The sequence below is a fragment of the Gelidibacter sp. genome, from assembly GCF_039916245.1.
Classification (GTDB): domain Bacteria; phylum Bacteroidota; class Bacteroidia; order Flavobacteriales; family Flavobacteriaceae; genus Gelidibacter.
Genome location: NZ_JBDSLS010000173.1, coordinates 31,879 through 52,145, shown reverse-complemented (window position 1 = coordinate 52,145; position 20,267 = coordinate 31,879). Strand labels below are relative to the sequence as shown.

At 32.0% G+C, this 20,267-nt stretch carries 15 protein-coding genes and 2 pseudogenes; 8 read left to right on the top strand and 9 right to left on the bottom strand.

Annotated elements, in window-relative coordinates; translation table 11 throughout:
- Positions 1-2,151 (bottom strand): annotated as a pseudogene (locus tag ABIQ28_RS09425) (hypothetical protein); the annotation flags it as partial.
- A gap of 404 nt (positions 2,152-2,555) precedes the next feature.
- Here ABIQ28_RS09425 and ABIQ28_RS09420 point away from each other — a divergent pair.
- Positions 2,556-2,822: a transposase gene (locus ABIQ28_RS09420; protein ID WP_348036631.1), complete on the top strand. Its 267-nt coding sequence runs from the start codon at positions 2,556-2,558 to the stop codon at positions 2,820-2,822.
- Positions 2,804-3,700 (top strand): IS3 family transposase, encoded by an 897-nt coding sequence (locus ABIQ28_RS09415; RefSeq protein ID WP_348036636.1) that lies wholly within the window; start codon positions 2,804-2,806, stop codon positions 3,698-3,700. The genes ABIQ28_RS09420 and ABIQ28_RS09415 overlap by 19 nt, the downstream gene beginning before the upstream one ends.
- On the opposite strand, the gene ABIQ28_RS09410 is transcribed toward ABIQ28_RS09415, so the two are convergent.
- The 3 genes and pseudogenes from ABIQ28_RS09410 to ABIQ28_RS09400 form a co-directional block, all read right to left on the bottom strand.
- A complete protein-coding gene (locus tag ABIQ28_RS09410; protein WP_348036630.1) occupies positions 3,687-4,346 on the bottom strand; it encodes a transposase in 660 nt (219 codons plus the stop codon). The genes ABIQ28_RS09415 and ABIQ28_RS09410 overlap by 14 nt on opposite strands.
- Positions 4,347-4,419: 73 nt before the next feature.
- A pseudogene (locus ABIQ28_RS09405) lies at positions 4,420-4,548 on the bottom strand (DUF4372 domain-containing protein); the annotation flags it as partial.
- Between the two features lie 162 nt (positions 4,549-4,710).
- Positions 4,711-7,437: a T9SS type A sorting domain-containing protein gene (locus ABIQ28_RS09400; RefSeq protein WP_348036629.1), complete on the bottom strand. Its 2,727-nt coding sequence runs from the start codon at positions 7,435-7,437 to the stop codon at positions 4,711-4,713.
- Positions 7,438-7,861: 424 nt separating this feature from the next.
- Between ABIQ28_RS09400 and ABIQ28_RS09395 the strand changes: the two genes are divergently transcribed.
- Positions 7,862-8,203, top strand: coding sequence for a DUF4372 domain-containing protein (locus tag ABIQ28_RS09395; protein WP_348036635.1), 342 nt, complete (start codon positions 7,862-7,864; stop codon positions 8,201-8,203).
- A gap of 472 nt (positions 8,204-8,675) precedes the next feature.
- On the opposite strand, the gene ABIQ28_RS09390 is transcribed toward ABIQ28_RS09395, so the two are convergent.
- From ABIQ28_RS09390 to ABIQ28_RS09370, 5 genes are all read right to left on the bottom strand, one after another.
- Positions 8,676-9,779, bottom strand: coding sequence for an O-antigen ligase family protein (locus tag ABIQ28_RS09390; protein ID WP_348036628.1), 1,104 nt, complete (start codon positions 9,777-9,779; stop codon positions 8,676-8,678).
- A gap of 46 nt (positions 9,780-9,825) precedes the next feature.
- Positions 9,826-10,917 (bottom strand): glycosyltransferase family 4 protein, encoded by a 1,092-nt coding sequence (locus tag ABIQ28_RS09385; protein ID WP_348036627.1) that lies wholly within the window; start codon positions 10,915-10,917, stop codon positions 9,826-9,828.
- Between the two features lie 36 nt (positions 10,918-10,953).
- Positions 10,954-12,492 carry a hypothetical protein gene (locus tag ABIQ28_RS09380; protein WP_348036626.1) on the bottom strand — a complete coding sequence of 513 codons (1,539 nt, stop codon included), beginning with the start codon at positions 12,490-12,492 and terminating at the stop codon, positions 10,954-10,956.
- 290 nt (positions 12,493-12,782) lie between these two features.
- Positions 12,783-13,025, bottom strand: coding sequence for a hypothetical protein (locus ABIQ28_RS09375; protein ID WP_348036625.1), 243 nt, complete (start codon positions 13,023-13,025; stop codon positions 12,783-12,785).
- Between the two features lie 621 nt (positions 13,026-13,646).
- Entirely contained in the window at positions 13,647-13,937 is a 291-nt protein-coding gene (locus ABIQ28_RS09370) for a DUF4372 domain-containing protein (RefSeq protein WP_348036634.1), read from the bottom strand.
- 400 nt (positions 13,938-14,337) lie between these two features.
- Between ABIQ28_RS09370 and ABIQ28_RS09365 the strand changes: the two genes are divergently transcribed.
- The 5 genes from ABIQ28_RS09365 to ABIQ28_RS09345 are packed head-to-tail and all read left to right on the top strand — an operon-like array spanning position 14,338 to position 20,258.
- The gene (locus ABIQ28_RS09365; protein ID WP_348036624.1) at positions 14,338-15,411 is read left to right on the top strand and encodes a glycosyltransferase; all 1,074 of its coding nucleotides are present in this window, start codon (positions 14,338-14,340) and stop codon (positions 15,409-15,411) included.
- A gap of 4 nt (positions 15,412-15,415) precedes the next feature.
- A complete protein-coding gene (locus ABIQ28_RS09360; protein WP_348036623.1) occupies positions 15,416-16,561 on the top strand; it encodes a glycosyltransferase in 1,146 nt (381 codons plus the stop codon).
- Positions 16,562-16,587: 26 nt separating this feature from the next.
- Positions 16,588-18,492, top strand: a complete 1,905-nt coding sequence (asnB, locus tag ABIQ28_RS09355) for an asparagine synthase (glutamine-hydrolyzing) (RefSeq protein WP_348036622.1) — start codon at positions 16,588-16,590, stop codon at positions 18,490-18,492.
- Between the two features lies 1 nt (position 18,493).
- Positions 18,494-19,633, top strand: a complete 1,140-nt coding sequence (locus tag ABIQ28_RS09350) for a glycosyltransferase family 4 protein (protein ID WP_348036621.1) — start codon at positions 18,494-18,496, stop codon at positions 19,631-19,633.
- Positions 19,634-19,646: 13 nt separating this feature from the next.
- Complete coding sequence (locus ABIQ28_RS09345; protein WP_348036633.1) at positions 19,647-20,258, top strand: sugar transferase; 612 nt, start codon at positions 19,647-19,649, stop codon at positions 20,256-20,258.
- Positions 20,259-20,267: the final 9 nt, after the last annotated feature.

Genomic DNA, 20,267 nt, shown 5'->3' with positions numbered 1-20,267 from the left:
GGTGCTTTCGCCTGAATTAATCGTGACATTGCTGCCCGCATTCACTATTGGCAAAGGATTTACTTTTACTGTAACTTCAGCTTTAGCAGAATTTTTCCCTGTGCTGTCATAGGCCGTAACAGTGTATGTTTTCGTTTGACTTGGGCTTACGGTGATACTGGCTGTTTTAGCTCCGTTACTCCAAAGATAAGTAGAACCTCCAGTGGCTGTAAGCCTTGCGCTGTTGCCTTGGCAAATGCTCTGGTCCTCGCCAGCATTGGCATCTACGGTCACTTTTGAAGAATTAATTACAATAACTTTTACAGTAGCTGTACCCTCACAATCATTATCATTCTTTCCCTGAACACTATAGGTCGTGGTTGTTTTAGGACTCACTTTAATGCTCGCAGTGTTGTCCCCAGTGTTCCATTTATAGTTTTTAACTCCCGAGGCAGTTAATGTGGCGCTCTCTCCTAAATTTATAGTAACGTCTTTTCCGGCACTCACTGCTGGAATTGGATTGACCTTAACGGTAACATCATCTTTAGCAGAATTTTTTCCTGTGCGGTCAAAGGCCGTAACGGTGAATGTTGTCGTTTGATTTGGGCTTACAGTGATACTTGCGGTCTTGGCTCCAGTACTCCAAAGGTAGGAAGAACCTCCGGTGGCACTGAGGGTTGCGCTGGTTCCTTTGCAAATGTCAGTATCAGGGCCCGCGTTAGCAGATATAGATGTTGTACGCAGTGACATCCCATTCAAATAATATTCAAGATTTGTGTATCCATCGGGTTGAACTGAATTTCGATCACTGGCATCATTGGGATTAAGACCATTGGCAATTTCCCATGCATCGGGCATACCATCATTATCAGAGTCATAACTATTAGCTCTTTTAACGGAATTTATTGCAGGCGTTGAGTAACTTGTTTGTTTCATTGGAGAAATATACTGTCCTTCCTTAATGTTTTTTTTCCACATACTATCTAGAACATCATTGTTGTCACTTTCCGAACCGTCACCGTTTAACCTTTTACTAGCACCTGAATTTGGTACAACCATACTTTTTAAATCATTTACATCTTTTATTGTAATTTCTTTACCTAATAATGGTCGCTTTTTGTTTGTGAAAAAAGTAGACTCTAATTGGTCTCCTCTAACTTTTGATCCAAATCCACATTTATTGTTATCATAAAAGTATCTCCACATCAATTTATTATCTAAATTCATCTGAGCGACTGTACTTGTTACTGGATTTTTTTTACCATTAGCGTCAATACCAATTATTTTATTTCCACTTGTATATATGGTAGGCAGAATGGTAGATGAATCACACCCATAAAAATTCAATAGATTATCCCAAACTTTTGTAGTTCCAAAATCAAAAAGATTACCTATTTGGTTAAGGTTAAATCCGCTATTACCTCTAGTTAATCTTATACTACAATTATGTATATAGTTGTTAATAAGATCAAAATTGCTATTACCTTGAACATTTGGGAATCTATGACTTATATTATAATATACATTATTCAAAAATGAAGCATCTCCAAATTGGTCAGGATAATTTATATCACCTAAAAGACTTCCCGTTTTACTTTCTGCCATTAGACAATTTTGAACTGTCATATTCTTACCAAAATCTTTAGCAGTATAAGCAGTTAAAGAAAAAGCTTCATCACCACCCCACGAAATAGAGCAATGATCGAATATTGCATTTTTTAAAGCATAGGTACCTAGGGAATCATTGTCTACATTATAACCACCTCTAAATCTTACATACCTACAGATTATGTTTGTGTTTTTTTCAAAATAAACTCTATTTCCTTCAATGGTTATCCCACCTATCGGAGCTGTCTGCCCTGCTATCGTGACATTGTTTCCTTTAAATACAAGTGCAGATTTCAAGTTTATAATTCCAGATATATTAAATATAATAGTCGTGTTTGAGGTGTTTGCAAAGCTTCGTAAACTTCCAGGACCACTGTCGCTAAGGGTCGTCACAAATGAAACTGATCCTCCACGACCACCGACGGAAAAAGCCCCCGCACCGCTAGCAGTTGGAAATGCTAATTGCTGAGAATTGGAGTTTTGTGATAGAAAAAAAAATAAAAAAAACAAACACAATGATATTGTGTTACAAATGTAACTTGTACGGCTCTTTAGGGATTTCATAATTTTGAATTATTCTAATTTGGGGATTTCAGAATTTAAATCGAACTAATTCGACTATTTAAATGTAATTAATAAAATAAACAAATAAACATGAAATGCGTTATTATTCGATATTAGATATCTAATTGACAGAAAAAAACTACATTTTGATCACGTAAACGACAAAGCGTACTCTATATACGTCAAAATACAATAGGCAGATGTTTAAGTAAATAAGTTTAACACTTTAGAGAAAACAACTACATTTTAGCGTTTATATCATAATTAGGAAGTTACTAAATATTGAAGTTGTCCATTGGAAAATTGGATCGTCTGGATAGATGAGATTGTTTTTAATGTAGGCTTCCCCAAAAATAGGACAGTTATTAATTCGAATTTACTAATTTTAAATTCAAACTGTCACAATGAAAACAAGCAAGTTTAGCGAGAGCCAGATAATAAACGCTCTCAAGGAGAATCAACAAGGTAGATCTGTTGGTGATATATCAAGAGAATTGGGTGTTGATAAGAGCACATTCTATTATTGGCGCAAGAAATATGGAGGTATGGACCAGCAGGAACTCAAGCGTTTAAAAGAGCTTGAAAATGAGAATAATAGGCTGAAACAGATGTATGCCGATGTTAGCCTGGACAATAAGATGCTAAAAGATCTATTGTCAAAAAAGTTTTAAGGCCTTCCGACAAAAAAGTTCGTGCCACCTATCTCATTAAGGAATATTCGATTCCCATTGTTCGAGCATGCCATATTGTTGACCTCAGTAGATCAATGTGGTACTATCAGAGTAAACGAGATGACAGCGAAGTTATTGATAAACTGACTGAGCTGGCCGAAGCATATCCCACAAGAGGTTTTGATGAGTATCATCTCAAAATGCGTCGTGAAGGCCTAATATGGAACAGAAAGCGCGTATTACGAGTGTATCGCGATATGAATCTAAAACTCAGGCGTAAACACAAAAAACGTTTGATCAAGCGCGTAAAGCAACCTCTGGAAACACCATCAGGTTTGAATGAGTGCTGGAGCATGGACTTTATGAGCGATGTACTTACAGATGGAAGAAAAGTCCGTGTATTCAACGTAATAGACGACTGTAACCGTGAAGCTGTTGTTATCGATGCTGGATTATCATACCCAGCCAGAGCGGTAGTTGAAACACTTGAGAACCTTAAAGAAGAAATAGGAACACCAAAATATGTCAGATGCGATAATGGACCAGAGTTTACATCAAAAGCATTTATGAACTGGTGTACCAAAAACCATATTGAAATCAAGTACACTCAGCCAGGTAAGCCAATGCAAAACGGATACATAGAAAGGTTTAACCGATTCTTTAGAGAAGATATATTGGACGCCTATTATTTTAATGACATTTATCAACTTCAAAAATTAAGCGATAACTGGAGAGAAGACTATAATTTTAATCATCCTCATAAATCTTTGGGAAACAAATCCCCTAAAGAATTTTTGCCCAGATTTGATGAAGAATTCAAATTCTTCATCAAATCTGGCCTTAACAATAATTATTTGTCGAATTTTAAGGTGTCCTAAAATAGGGAAGCCTACAGTCTCTATCACCGAGCGTTTTCTGAGCAATATCTTGTCCCTCATGGTCATCATCTTTATCGGTAAGGGTTATTTTTTCATCCTTCAGTACAGCAGCATCTACGCTGTAGGGTATGTCAAACTCTTCAAGACTTGAATAGCGTGCATTGCTCTTTTGCCTGGTCACAAAGTAGATGCCATCCAATGACCATTGCTGGTATTGTTCGTAATCCACATAACCTTTATCAAATACAACAAAAGAGCCTTTTTTCAGATCGAGTTCCTTCAAAAATATGTGATCGTGCGTTGCAGCACTTGAAAACTTTATCAAACAGGGAACATATTCAATCACATTGATCATTGTGTGCATCTTTATACCACCTTTCTTTTTGCCGTTGAGCGGATTTCGACCAACACCTCTCAGGATATCGCTAAAGAGCGCTATTGTTGATGAATCGACTATTTTAAGATCTTTTATGGCGGGTTCCCTGATCCTGCTGCCCGATAAAAACTGGCGATATCGTTTATAGAGGCCTGCGTAAATATCCGCAAAGACTTCTGAGCTCCTTCGCTTGTTGGCATCCGACAATGTGCTGCGCTTTGGAAAGTCCCTTAGCTCCAAATGGTTGATCTTCCCCTCGCAGGCGAGCATTATGCTGGTGACCCTCGCGGAGTGAGCTACAGCCGCTGATAACGGCGAAAATCATCGTAACCAAGTGGTCATAGGTCGTGAAACTCTTGGTATACCTGTCGCTATTGTGCTTCTTTGCTGTCCGATAAATATCTTTGGTGTCAAGGAAGTTTAAAACCTGTTTGATAATGGGTTGTCCGCTGAAATTTTTACTTTTGTTCATATCTGAAGTTTTGTGGTAAAAACCAAGATATAAATAAAGCGGGAAATCCTTATTGGAAATCCCGCTTTTAAAAATGTTTATCGGACACTAATGATTATTAAATTCATAAATTTTGAAATACAGGCATTTTGAGTGTAAATCAATTCAAAATTTTAAAGATTTTTACTTCAACACTACTTTTTTTGTTATCACTTTTTGGTTATCTATTAATTTTAATAAATAAATCCCTGATTCATAATCAGATAAATCGAGTATTTTAAAATAACTATGCTTATCACTCTGCTTAATGATCTCACTATATATCGATTTACCATTCAGATCATATAAATGTAAACTTGATAAACCAGTCAAACCAGAAATATTAATATGAAGCTCGCCATGAGTCGGGTTTGGATGAATATAAAATCCATTTCCTAAATGATTTTTCAAGTCTTGGTTCTCTTTTTTGCCTTCGTAGTTCCCAACATATACCATCACATTATCTATATCAGAGTCTAATGCATGATATAAAATAACTGAATATTCAGTATCTATCTTTGGGTTGACAATAATGCTTTTATTTATCTCCCCAGTGCTCCACAAATACCTAAAGTCTTCTGTTCCTTTTGCAGTTAAAACAAAATTCTCGTTGTTGCAAATCGTTACATCCTTACCAACATCTGCAATAATTTTTTCATAGACATTTACTGTAACTGATTTTTCAGAAGTGCAATTGTCTTCATACCCTATAACTTGAAATATTGTAGTTTCCTTTGGGCTCACAGTGATGCTAGACCCAGTTTCGCCATTACTCCATTTATAGATATTTGCTCCATCAGCAATTAAGGTTATAAATTCCCCCTCAAGCATATCGAATTGATTATCAATATAATTATCAGCAACATCCCTAGTAGATACCGATAAAGTAACATTTAAATTGTTACAAATATCCAAATTTTGGATCCCTCTGGCTGGTGCTTTTGATTTATTAATAACCTTGACATAAACCTGTGCCTCACCAGAAATCTTCCCTTTACTATCATAGGCAGTTACAGTATAAGTTCTGGACGTACTCGGAGCTATATTAATATTTGCTGTCTTAGCTCCAGTATTCCAATGGTAAGTGGATCCTCCTGTTGCCGTTAAGGTTGTGCCTTCGCCTAAATATATAGTTTGATCAGGACCTGCGTTCACGTTGATAACCTCCTTTAAAACGGTTATTTCAGATTTACCTTCAATGCCTCCATCCGAGCTTTTAAAGGATAATATTACTTTACCCTCTGATAGAGACGATATAAGTCCACCTGAGTTTATTTTAGTGATCTTATCGTTGCTAGAGCTCCACATACCTATTTGATTAGTGGTATTTTCAGGATTAAATGTTTTTGTTAACTGAAGAGTTTTGTTCACTTGAAGTTCTGATTTATTTGGAGAAATTTTAATTTCTTTTACTGTGACGCTTTTACCGCCAACTAAGTCAACTTGATTTAAAAATTCTTCCAAATCCGTGTATCCGTTTCCATTTGAATCAATTTTACCATCATGCTTTAGAGTATTGAATCTTAATAGTTCCCATTCGTCTGGCATACCATCATTATCGGAATCATAACCTTTGGGTCTTTCCAATGATTTTATAGCAGGAGTTGAATACTTTCGTCTATCCATATTAGCTACATATTTCCCTTCCAATATGTTCTTTTTCCATTGAGAATCCAAAACATCGTTGCTATCACTAATTGAGCCATCAGCGTTTAATCTTTTACTTGCTCCAACGTTTGGAACAATAATGTTTTTCAAATCTGTTGCCTTATGAATTATAGATGCTTTTCCATTTAATGAGTATTGCGTAGTTTTGAAAAAAATTTTTTCTAATTGATCTCCCTTGTTTTTTTTACCATACCCACAATATGAATTATTAGAATAATATTTCCATGATAAAGAATTTTCAGAATTCACTTCTTTAATTGAGCTTGTTACAGGATTGGCATAACTTAAAACTTGAACACCTGTTATATTATTTCCTTTTGCATAAATTAATGGGTTCGAACCACCATTCGAACAGGTATGCATATTCATTGTTGAGTCCCATACTAACGTCTCCTTACTATTCCCATAATCATAAAAATTCCCTAACTGATTAAGTTTATACCCCCCCACACCTCTAATAAGTCTCCACTTAGCATTATGAATATAATTGTTAATAATATCAAATCTTAAGTCACCTCTAAGGTTGGGAAATCTATGTGTAATATTATAAAATACATTTCCAATCATTGAGATTCCACCTAAATTTCCAGGTTTGTCATCCCCTCTCATAATTCCTCCAGTTTTACTCTCTGCTATCAAACAATTTTGTATTGTTAATCCTCTACCAATAGTTGACGATTTGCCAACACTTGAAGAAAACGCTTCATCTGCACCGAAAGAAATTGAACAGTGGTCAAAAATCACATCAACAAGATCAAAACCTTCAACCGTGTCATATTCTTCATAGTAACCTCCTCTAAATCTAATATATCTACAAATTAAATTTTTATTTTTATCAAATAGAACTCTTGCACCTTCAATAGTGATTCCTCCATCAGGAGCTGTTTGTCCTGCTATAGTAACATTATTGCCATAGAAGTAAAGTGGTCGTTTTAATTTTATAATTCCAGAGATATTAAATAAAATGGTTGTGTTAGAAACGTTTGCAAAACTTCTTAAGCTTCCAGATCCACTGTCATTAAGGTTGGTAACAATTGAAACGGAGCCACCACGACCTCCTGTTGCATAAGCACCTGCTCCAGTGGCCGTTGGAAATGCTAATTGCTGACAATTAGAGTATTGCGATAGGAGGCCAAACAAAAAAAGTAACCATACAGTTGTTGTGCTAAATAAGTGAGTTGTTAGGTCTTTTGTGGATTTCATAACTGATGAATTATTCTAATTTGGTTTCAATAATAATATCGTTATGATCTAAACATTTCAAAATATTAAATAAAAATCATAATTAATAAAAGTAAATTACACTTTTAACAAAAAATAATGTGTTTAATCGCCGAAACGAATTCTATATACGCCATATTACGGATTTTGGATGTCGATAGAATAATTTTAACACCTTAAAGAAAATAGCTACAAAATTAGAATTGTAAAACTTAAGGCTAAAGTCCTTTATAAAAAACAATAAAATTAAATACATAAAATTTATAAATTATAGATAAAAAGCCATTAGTATCCGACAAACATTTTTAAAAGCGGGATTTCCAATAAAGGATTTCCCGCTTTATTTATATCTTAGTTTTTACCACAACTTGAGATATGAACAAAAGAATAATTTCAGCGGACAACTATTATCAAACTAGTATTATACTTCCTTGACTCCAAATATATTCAATGGACATCAAAGAAACGAAATTGCGACCTGTACACCAAGCAGTTTACGACCTATGACCATTTGGTCACATTGATATTCGCCGTCATATTTGGCTGTAGCTCACTTCGCGAGGTCATTGGCATGCTGGCCTTCGAAGGGAAGATCAACCATTTGGGTTTAAAGGACTTTCCAAAACGCAGTACATTGTCGGATGCCAATAAACGAAGGAGCTCAGCAGTCTTTGCTGATATTTACGGAGGCCTCTATAAGACTATTACCTGTTTTTATCGCACAGCAGGAAAAGAGAGCCCGCCATAAAAGACCTTAAAATAGTCGTTTCATCAACAATAACGCTCATTAGCAACATCCTTCCCTCTCAAATGCTTTTTGGGCGATAATCAAAATGCAATCGAGATATAGATCTGGGACAGTTTGCTCATCCAGCTTATTATGCTTATCATCCGAGAAAAGTACATAGAAGTTGGGCGTAATCCAATATGATGTGCTTAATAAAACACCACCCGATGACGTATTTCGACCTATTTAAGTTTCAAAACCCAGATTCTAAATGGGAAGAAATCACTAACAAAAACTTACAATAGCTAAGCAATTTCGACCCTTAGAAGTTCTGTTTTGATTACAAGAGCCTAATTCATAAAAATAACGGACTTATTTTTTACCTTAGATTTTTATCGGACAGCATCGATTTAAATAGAAAACTGACTATTATTTATCTCTCTTAAAATATTTTCTTGTGAGATATTACAATAAATGGTAGATTATGATCATATCATTTTTTATTCTGATTGTATTCGGCTATTTTTTTTTGGTCAACTATTTGATATTGAACCCACATAGCCGCAAATAAAATATAATGAAAAAAGAAAAAATTATGATTAGCCAGTAAGAATAAGGCCAAGGCAATTGTTTGCATAATTAAATATGGGGATTCTTTAAAAAAACGAACACTCCAGTAGAATAAATATATAAAATAGGCTAGAAATAATAAAAAGGGGATAATTCCGGACTCTCCTAAAATCATTAAATAAGTATTATGCACACCTAAGCTTCCTGTTTTTCCTGAAAATGCCCCATATCCATGTCCGAAAATAGGTGATTCATATATTTTATCATAAAATAATGCCCATGTTTCTGTACGAGAATCATTAGTAATCTCTTTACTAGACACCGATTCATTAGTCAAAATGCCTATTAATTGATTAAAACGAGGATTTTGTAAGCCAACCAATGAATCTATCAATAATAATGAAGAAAATATTAAAAATCCTACTCCAAGAATTTTAATGTTCTTAATACTAATTTTTAGTGATATTAAATTTAACATTACCCATATTACAATAAATGTTCTTGAGAATGTCAATAAGCCCATTAAGGTGAAGGTGAATTGACTAAAAAGCTTTAAAGACTGGTTTTTTAGTCCGTATGTTAATGCATAGCCATAAACACAAATAAAACCTGCCACATTGGGATTAAGATAGAATCCAGAATATCTACCTTGTCTAACAGGGAAGACAATCGTCTCAAAAGCTATGCTTAATGAACCTAATAACAGAAAAAAAAATAATTGTTCTTTACTAACTTTTTTAACAAGTTCGTAACCTGCTATGACAAAAACGAAATACCTTAATATTTCGTTCACATAACGACTTGTTTCTTGATAATATTGAAAACTAGAAATAGTAAAGTACAACAAACCTATTATTATTATCCACCAATTGGGGGTTGTCTTCATTTCAAAAAAATAGTAAATCAATAATAATACAACTGTGGCATAACTGAGTAAACCGCCTAAGGTAGGGCCGATTGTGAAAAGCACTACTGAGGGTAAATTCCACATTATTAATGATAACAACAATATTCTAAAAATCTTCATGTGAATAATTTAAAAGATTAATATTTTTTTCTACTGCATTGATTTATTAAATAAGAGAATTTATTAAATCTTCCCATTTTGCCATAACTTCTGTACTCTGAAAGTTATCAGTGCTCGATTTAGCTTTCTTTGAAAACTCACCTCGTAATACCTCATTTTTCATAAGTTGTGTTAATTTTTCTCTTAAAATTACATAATTGTTGATAGGTACTAAATAACCATTTATACCATCATCAATCAACTCCGATGGTCCGAAATCACAATCTGTAGATATACAAGGTAAACCGAAGTGCATCGCCTCTAATAAAGCATTAGGAAAACCTTCTGTTTTAGAAGTGAATATAAAGATTGAAGCTTTATTGTAATATTTATAAATATCTTTAACTTTCGAAATAATTTCAACTCCATCTTTTAAATTAGCGACTTGAATAAGGTCATTTAGCTCCTCTTTTTTATTACCATCTCCAATTATAATTAACTTCCAATTTTCAATATCTATCGAAGCGAAAGCCGCAATTATATCTTTTTGGTTTTTATTTTCATTTAATGTTCCGACCGTGATTATCAAATTTTCCTTTTTTGTGCTTTCATCTCTTTTATTAGTTAATTCTAATGAAATTGGATTTGGTAAAATAATTAGTTTATCTGCTTTTATTTTTTTTTCAAAAATCTTTTTTACGCCCTGAGTCTGCAGTACTATCCTATCAGCCAAAGGATAAATAAAATTTTTAAGAATTACCCAAAAAGATGAAAGATCATTATGTATTGGGTTATTACGTTCACTTATAATGCAAGGGATGCCATACATTTTAGCAGCAATAGTGGATAAAATATTAGCTGAAGTTATAAATCCTATAACTATATTAACTTGTTCTGCTTTTATTATATGATATATCTTTTTTGTTAAAATATAATTTAATTTTATAGATTGATAGGTTGATGTGGACTGATTAATAAATTTGAGACACGATAAAACTTTTATACGATCATCTAAAGAATAGAAAGGTTTAGAGTTTACAAAGGTAATAATGACGATATCAAACCTATCAATTAATCCATTACTAAGATTTGATATAACACGTTCAGCTCCTCCAGAAGAAAGTGATCCGATGACAAACGCTATTTTTTTTTTATGCATATTTCAATCTAATTTTTTATAATGAAAACTCTTGATTTATTTTATCCTATTTTGAATTAAGGTAAGTAATCTATTAAAAAAATCTCTAAACCCTTGTGAAATAATAAACAATAATAATCCATACATAATAATAATAATAGCACTAAGCTTAATTGAACTCAACAACCATGTGAAAAAGCTTAAATTTTCATGACGCAAAAAATTGTTATATAGAAAATTGATAATCAAGGCCGAAATTATAAAAACTACAAATAACGGAATAAATCCTTTCCAATAGTTCCATATACTCATTTTGAAACCTCTAGAATATAAAAAATAAGGTTTCCATATCATAGCAATTACAATTAAACTAGAGAAAGTTCCTAATAGAATTCCTGAAATACCCCAGAGTTTTCCAAAAATAAGAGAAATTGCTAGATTAAATATAACTTCGAAAGTTGGTGCCCAGGTATCAGAAAACAAACCATAAGCATTCATAAAATGTTGAACGGGCGATTTTATCAAACTAATAAATAAGTTACCAATCATTAGAAGGACAATGGAGTCTTGGAGAATATATTCTTCTCCAATCCATAAGGTAACAAACGGACTGATAAGATAATAAATAGCAAGACTGAAAAACCCTGCTATAAAAAACTGTATTGCCATCATTTCCCAGAAAACTTTATCAATATTCTTTTTATTATTCTCAGCAACCAAATTTCCAATACCAGCTCCAGTACCTGCAAAAACAGTATTAATTAAACTTCGGAGATTCATAAAAATAAGCTGGTAATTTCCAAAAAATGCCACACTCTGTATATTAACTAATGTATATATTAAAACATTATCGGTTCCGTCTTTTACAAATGAGCCCATTTTGTGCACAAATAGTTGTCTAGTCTTTTTAATGATCTCTGGATATTTTTCAATTAGACCATTTCTTTCTTTTGAAACTATTATTAACCAGGGATAATGATCTTTTATTTTTTTTCTAAGAATAATACTCAATGCAATTGCGAAAGTTAATTCCATAATTACCCAAGCATAATAACTTTGCACATAATATGCTATAAGGGATTGTAAAAGAAGTCTGGCAACGTTAATACTTTGAAAATATACCTGTACAACATATCCTTTCTGATCAGCCTCTAATAGTGTAATGTGATAGTTGAAGAAATACCCTATCAATGTTGAAGTTAAAAAGGAGAAAAAAATAAAATATATTAATGTCAATGAAAATTGAGTATCACCAAAAAAGTAAGGAAAGAAAAAAGAAACAATTACACCAGCTCCAAAAATAAAAACTCCGATTTTTTTATATAGAACACTTAGAAGCGCTATGATCTTATTTATTTCTGAGTGATTATTATCATAAATAGGTTTATAAAGAGCATAGCCGATGGCAGTACCAATTCCTAATTCAGCTAAATTTAAAAAACCCAATACACTCCTTAGTGTAGAGGCAAGTCCAATAAATTCATTACCCAAAAATTCTAAGAATATTTTTCTTGAGAAAAATTGGACAAAAACTGAGACAAGGAAAAAGATTGCCCCAACCTTAGCATTTTTTAAGGACTTAGATACTCTAGACATATATTAATTAGAAACTATGAAATCTGCTAGTTATTAAAATTACATATTAGATTTTATTAAAACTATAATTAATTAACAACTAGACGTAAAAGTAGCAAGTTTTAAATAGGAGTCATGTGTTTTGCTGTTTTATATTATGAAGATTTAAAAATTCTTGATTAGTGGAATGATATCTTATTTTTATAATGAAATCATTAATGTCCGATAAAAATCAAAACTGTCTGAGTTCCTTTTCATTTAAATGATTTTCAACACTTTGACTTATTCTTTTTAAGTTTTCAAAAAACAGGTCATAAATTAAATGCTAGTTGTTCTGTTTCCACTTTGTCAATTATCCAATTCTTTTCTGGGTTTTCAGAAATTTCATCAAATTGATGATTGAAAAGATGGATTTTACAGAAGCTGACCAAATTTGAAAATTCCCAACTTCGTTTTAATTTCTGTTTTACCACGGCCAATAGTAGATTAACTACCAAAACACCATAAATCTGTATTTTAATTGCATTTTCATTATCTCCCAAGAAAAATTTCAAAGGAAAGTTCTGTTTTAGTTGTTTTGCACAATAGATCGATTTGCCATCTTATTTTGTACAGAGCCGCGATCATATCGGCACGTAAATTCAAACAAATTCGTTAAAAACTCAAATTCTAGTTTGTTTGACTGGTCATAGAATGTCACTTTCCTCAATCTTAATTTTGACGTTTCTTTGCCATTTTTTACATCTATTTCAATGATTTCATCTTCTAAAACACTATTTTAAATTACCTACAATATGAAGCGTTGTCTTTTATTCGGGTTATATATCCTGTATTTTGCACTGTAAAATACCCAAAAGCCTTGTAATCCTTTGTAAAAAATATAAGTGGTGTTCTCATCGCATTTTAGTTTCTCTAAAAAATTAATTTAATATATTTTAGCTTCCCTGAACCAAACTCAATACCACTCCATCTGTTAATAACTGTATGCAATATAAATCCCTCCTTTTCTTTTTCCACTTTTTGGATTTATGCCAACACAACCCATAATATCTTTGAAGGCTAATTGTTGAACTGTCAAAAATTTTGATATGTATATTTATAATATCTGTAATGCGCATGTCCGAAATATATCACCATATTACTTTAGTAATTGATGATAAATGTTTTTCAAAAACCTAAACATCCTTTCTTTTATTCGCATAAGATAAAGCACTCCTTTTAGAGATATAATTTAAATACTTGTTGTAACTGATAAAACCAGCATAGCCCCAAGAAATTTCACTAAATGATGTAAACTTTGAAAGCGAACAAAAAAGCATACTTATTAAATGGTCTTTTGTGGTAAATCGCTTGATGAAGCGATCTGAATCACATTTTTTTACCTCTTTTTTTATCAAAGAATCTTCTATCAAAAAAATCAGCTGTCCGAAAACAGGTTTACTTGAAAAATAAGTACTTTTACTTATCGTATTCTAGAATTTTGCAACTCTAATTTACGTTATTATTCAAGGAGCCATTTTAATGGCTCCTTTTTTATCGGACAACAATGATAAAAAATATCATCATTAAATTGTTTTATAGACTGTTTAATATGATAAAATTGCAATTCAAAGAATAATTTTTAAATTTCACTATTGAAAACACATCTTTACAATTAAAACTTATCAGAAAAACATGAGCATAAAAATTTTAACATTAAATGTTTTTTATTTAATATGTTTTCGCCTATAGTTTTTTAATCTCTAATAGCTAATCAATGGATAAGGTATTTAAACATTAAATTTACTTTTTGAAATGGTAATTACATGGTCAAGAACATGATGGGCTACAGGTTTAAAACACTTTAGTAATAAATAAAACAGGTTAGTGAAAAGTCAATTTAGAATAAAAATAATATTTATACTTCCATCACTTATGGCTGGGGGTTCAGAACGCATAATTTCATTTATTTCACAAAATATTGATAAAGAGAAATTTAACCCAACTTTAATTATAGTTGGCTTTAAAAAAGATAATGTTTACGATATTAATGATATTGAAGTTATATATTTAAATAAATCGAGAATTTTAACTGCCTTACCATTTATTTATAATAATATCAATATCCATCAGCCACATATAGTTGTGAGTTCCATTTCGCACCTAAATACAGCAATGGCTATGCTCTCACCATTTTTTAGAAAAACGAAATTTATAGGAAGAGAATCAACTGTGTTAAGCAAACGTTCTAACGAAAAAAAAATAAGAAAATGGTCTCCTTTTCGCCTTTTACCTAATCAGTTTAAAAATCTAGATGCTTTAATTTGTCAATCTCAAGACATGGCTGAAGATATTATTAATAATTTTAACATTCCTAAAACCCAGATTCACGTTATAAACAATCCTATTTCTAGCTTACCCAAAATAAAACCAGCAAAACCTTTTACGGAAATCAAAAAGTTTATTACAGTTGGAAGGCTTACAGAGGTAAAGGGACATTTCCGAATTTTAGAAATTCTATCTAAACTAAACCAACAATTCAATTATACAATTATTGGAGATGGAAGCCTTAAAGATGAGGTCTTTGCAAAAGCGAAATCCTTGGGGATTTACGACTGCATAATTCATGTTCCCTTTACAAACAAAGTTAATGACTACATTGCGGAGCACGATATGTTTTTACAAGGTTCATATGTTGAAGGGTTTCCTAACGCATTATTAGAAAGTTGCGTTGTTGGAACACCTGTTATAGCTTTCAACGTGCCTGGAGGCACAAAAGAAATCATTATAGAAGGGGTGAATGGTTTTTTAGTTGAAAATGAAGACGATTTTCTAGAAAAACTCAAAGAAACAAGAGAATGGAATCCTGAAAAAATAAGAAACTCTGTTTATGAAAAGTTTAATAAGGAAACAATTATTAGGCAATACGAAAAGTTGTTTATAAACATTATGAAAAATTAAACAAATGAGACTTGCTGTTTTAATATATTCATTATCTGGTGGAGGAGCAGAACGCATGGTCTCATACCTTGCCTCCTATTGTGATAAAAATAATATTGAAGTTCATTTAGTATTAATGAATATTAATATTAAATACGAGTTACCAAAAGGATTAAAAGTTCATTATATTGAGAAGTCAAAACATGATGAAAGTGGCATTTTAAAAACTATAAAAATTCCAATGCTAGCTTTTAAATACGCAAAGTTGGTGAAAAGTCTAAAAATAACCCATAGTTTAAGTTTTTTAACTAGACCTTCGTTCATTAACATTATTGCAAATAAATTGACATTTTACAAATTTATCGTTATAACCAATGAAAGAGCATTCCCAAGCCTACAATATAGTTATGAAGGCCTACAATCTACCTTTAACAAAACTATGATTAAGTCACTTTATAAAAAATCAGACTTAGTTATCGCAAATTCTTACGGAAATGCCAAGGATTTATTAGATAATTTTGAAGTACCCTCCAAGAAAATGAAGGTTATACATAATCCAATTGATTTGGATAATATTAAAAAAGTAAATGCAATTCGATTTTTTTTTGATTCTAACAAAATCAATATTATTACACTAGGTCGATTAGATATAGGTAAAAATCATGAATTGTTAATTAGAGCTTTACATCAATTGCACAACGATGACCTGCGATTATATATTTTCGGTGTTGGAAATATGCAAGAACATCTAGAGCATCTTATAGATCAACTCAATCTAAACGCACAGGTTTTCTTAATGGGATTTGATGCCAATCCTTACCAATACCTTAAAGCTGCCGATTTATTTATCTTTGGATCTAACCATGAAGGATTTCCAAATGTTTTGTTAGAAGCTATGGCTTGTGGGTTACCGATTTTAACAACGAATTGTCAGTCTGGTCCAAGTGAAATTATGGAACTTACAACAACAAAAGATGATTTAATGATAACGGATTACGGAATTTTAGTACCTATTAAAAATGTTAATTTAATGGCTAAGGGTATTCGTTATTTTGTAAATAATAAAAATTATAAAGAAATCTGCCGAATAAATGGTCAAAGTCGTATAAAAGACTTTGATAAGAACAACATTCTAAAAGAATATATTGATCTAATCAATACTATTAACTAAACTTATTGGATAATACCAATTAAAATATGTGTGGAATTAACGGCATCATAACCAAAACCAATCGAAATAAAGACGATATAACGGCTCTCCTAAACACCATGAATAATTTAATTATTCACAGAGGACCAGATGATGATGGTTTGTTTTCTGAAGAAAACGAAAATTTTAGTGTTGGTATGGGAATGAGAAGATTATCAATTATCGATTTATCTTCTGGTAAACAACCTATATTTTCAGACAATAAACAAATCGTTATCGTTTTTAATGGAGAAATTTATAATTATAAAGTTTTAAAATCAAAATTAGAAGTTGAAGGCGTTACTTTCAAAACTTCTAGTGATACAGAAGTGATCTTAAAAGCCTATGAGAAACATGGTATAGAATCTTTTCGTTGGCTAGACGGAATGTACGCTTTTAGCATTTATGATAAAAATATTAATAAGCTATTTATTGCTCGGGACTTTTTTGGTGAGAAACCATTGTATTATACCCACAATGAAAAAGAATTCATTTGGGCATCAGAATTAAAGTCTATCATTAAGACGATTGATTTTACGCCTAACATTTCAAAAAAAGGATTGAACCTTTACTTTAGACTTACGTACATTCCTGCACCGCATACTATTTACGAAAACATTTTCAAGTTGGAGGCCAATCATTATATCGAATATGATTTCCATTCGCATCAAACAAAAATTCATAAAATTAATAATGAACCTAAACCAAAGCCGACTAACATTTCATTTGATGATGCAAAAGCTAAAACCAAGGATCTTGTTTACAAAAGTGTTGATAGCCGATCTATTGCAGATGTAGGATTAGGTACATTTCTATCTGGAGGTGTCGACTCCTCTATAATCTCACTATGTTTATCACAGGCCACCAATAAAAGAATCAATACATTTTCAATTGGATTCAAAAAAGCATCATATGACGAAACTGACAAGTCAAGAGTTGTAGCCAAAATGATAAAAAGTAATCATCATGAGTTCATAATTGATGAAGATGATCTTAAAAATAATATTCATGAAATTTTAATCAATTTTGACGAGCCCTTTTCGGATACCGCTAGTCTACCCACTCACCTATTGTCTCAAAAAACAAGAGAACATGTCACTGTGGCACTAACTGGAGATGGTGGCGATGAAGTATTTGGGGGTTACAACAAATACTACATTGGTAAAATGAATAAACGCTATACAAGTTTAATACCTAGACGTCTTCATAAGATTATTTCAGGGTTGAGTAATAAACATCTTATAAGTAAAGATGATGCTAGAGGTAGAAAATTTCAAATTTATAAATTAATAAATGCAATAGACTATGATGGTGATTTTTATTGGAATATTATTTCCTTAGCCAATACAAGCAATCAATTAGCCGAGATTATGTCTCCAGAGTATTTAGAACAAAATATTTTCCAAGAATATAAAGACGTATTAAACAATCAAAAAATAGAAACTCTCACTGACTTTAGACTTGTAGATAAAATTTTGAGTTTAGAAGGTGGCATGTTACCTAAGGTGGATAGAACAAGTATGATGTCATCTTTGGAATGTAGAGCTCCTTTCTTAAATAAAGAAATTTGGGAATTTGCTAATACCTTGCCAGAAAATTATTTAATGAAAGGGTGGAATAAAAAACACATCTTAAAAGAAGCGTTTAAAGATCAATTTCCAGAACAGTTTTTAGAAAAGAGCAAAAGTGGATTTGGGAGTCCAACAGGAGATTGGTTAAGACAAAGTCTTAGAAAAGAACTGGAGAGTTATATTGAACCAGAGTTACTTAAGTCACAAGGGATTTTTAATTTGGAAGTAATTTCTAAACTAGTTAAAGAGCATCTGGAAGGTAAAAAAGATAGTACTTTTAGGGTGTGGTCTTATTATTGTTTCCAAAAATGGTATAAGTATACTTTTCTTAAACAAAATTAAAATGAGGGATAAAAAAAGAATATTAATTATTGCTTCTTTGGCGGGATCTCTCATTAGGTTTAGAGGAGACTTTATTAAGACTTTAATTCATAATGGTTTTGATGTTTTTACTGCATCACCACCTTCTAATAATGATGATTTCCAAATAATTCGCTCCATTGGAGCAACTCCTATTGAATTTAATTTGCAAAGAACGGGACTTAACCCATTGAAAGATTTTAAATCTATAAAAGAGTTAAAATCCATTATAAAAGAAAATAAAATAGATTTAGTGTTTCCTTACACAGTAAAACCTGTAATATACGGATCAATGGCCGCCAACATGAGTAAAGTACCTGTAATTTCCTTAATAACAGGTTTAGGCTATACTTTTACGGGACTGTCCACCAAAGCGAGAATTTTACAACTATTTAATGAAACACTCTATAAATTATCTATTAGAAAAAATAAGGTAATTGTATTTCAAAATAGGGATGATTATAATCTGTTTATACACCGAAAAGTAATATCAAAAAAACAAATTGTAACTTTCGTGGGTGGGTCCGGAGTTAATCTTAATCAATTTAGGTTTAAAGAAAAAAACGTTTCTGACAAAATATCTTTTCTTGTAGTTGCAAGATTGATTGAGGAAAAAGGGATTACGCTATACTTGGATGCATCAAAATTATTGAAAGCTAAATATCCTAATGCAGAATTCCATTTAATAGGTTCTTCAGAAACATCTCCATCTGCAATTAATGAAGATTATCTCAATCTTTTACACAAAGAAGAAGTAATTGTTTTTCATGGCAAGCAGCCAAATATTGAAGAGCATTTACATAAAAGAGATGTCTTTGTTCTACCAAGTTACTATAGAGAAGGCTTGCCAAGAACAACACTGGAAGCTTGCGCATGTGGTAATCCAATTATTACAACTGATTCCGTTGGTTGCCGAGAAGCTGTTAGAGAAGGAGAAAATGGTTTTCTAATTGAGCCGAAAAACCTAGAGGCTTTAGTAAGTGCAATGGAATTTTTTATTATCAATCCTCATAAAATTAAAGAGATGGGCATAAATAGTAGAAAATATGCAGAGGAACGATTTGATGTAAATATTATTAACGCTGACTTATTGAAGTTGATAACCAGCGTTCTTAAAATATAATTAAATTATGAATATATACCGTTCATTCGTCAAACTTATTATCGACTTTTTCGCAGCACTTTTTGGAATTTTAATTCTTTCCCCAATACTTTTATTCCTTGTTATATCTCTATTTATACTTAACAACGGTAAACCTTTTTTCTATCAAGCACGTACTGGAAAAAATGGAAGGATATTTACAATCATTAAGTTTAAAACTATGAATGACAAAACAGATCTGGATGGGAACTTATTGCCAGCTTTGGAGCGTGTCACATCGGTTGGGAATTTGTGCAGAAAATTATCCTTGGATGAACTACCACAATTATTAAATGTTCTAAAAGGTGACATGAGCTTAATCGGTCCTCGTCCGCTCCTGCCCCAATATTTATCGCGCTATAATGAAAGACAGAGTAGAAGACACGAGGTATTACCAGGAATTACAGGTTGGGCACAAGTAAATGGTAGAAATGCAATCAGTTGGGAACAAAAATTTGATTATGATGTTTTCTATGTTGATCACCAGTCTTTTGTACTTGATTTTTTAATTATTCTAAAAACTATAAATAAAGTAATTTATCGAAAAGACATTAATAGTTCAGAAAGTGTTAATATGTCAGAGTTCCAAGGCTCAAAAAACAGCTAAATTAACAGT

Coding starts and splice junctions, on each gene's coding strand:
- asnB (WP_348036622.1), top strand. CDS start 16,588: ATGTGTGGAATTAACGGCATCATAACCAAAACCAATCGAAATAAAGAC.
- ABIQ28_RS09380 (WP_348036626.1), bottom strand. CDS start 12,492: ATGTCTAGAGTATCTAAGTCCTTAAAAAATGCTAAGGTTGGGGCAATC.
- ABIQ28_RS09350 (WP_348036621.1), top strand. CDS start 18,494: ATGAGGGATAAAAAAAGAATATTAATTATTGCTTCTTTGGCGGGATCT.
- ABIQ28_RS09390 (WP_348036628.1), bottom strand. CDS start 9,779: ATGAAGATTTTTAGAATATTGTTGTTATCATTAATAATGTGGAATTTA.
- ABIQ28_RS09385 (WP_348036627.1), bottom strand. CDS start 10,917: ATGCATAAAAAAAAAATAGCGTTTGTCATCGGATCACTTTCTTCTGGA.
- ABIQ28_RS09400 (WP_348036629.1), bottom strand. CDS start 7,437: ATGAAATCCACAAAAGACCTAACAACTCACTTATTTAGCACAACAACT.
- ABIQ28_RS09410 (WP_348036630.1), bottom strand. CDS start 4,346: ATGCTCGCCTGCGAGGGGAAGATCAACCATTTGGAGCTAAGGGACTTT.
- ABIQ28_RS09360 (WP_348036623.1), top strand. CDS start 15,416: ATGAGACTTGCTGTTTTAATATATTCATTATCTGGTGGAGGAGCAGAA.
- ABIQ28_RS09420 (WP_348036631.1), top strand. CDS start 2,556: ATGAAAACAAGCAAGTTTAGCGAGAGCCAGATAATAAACGCTCTCAAG.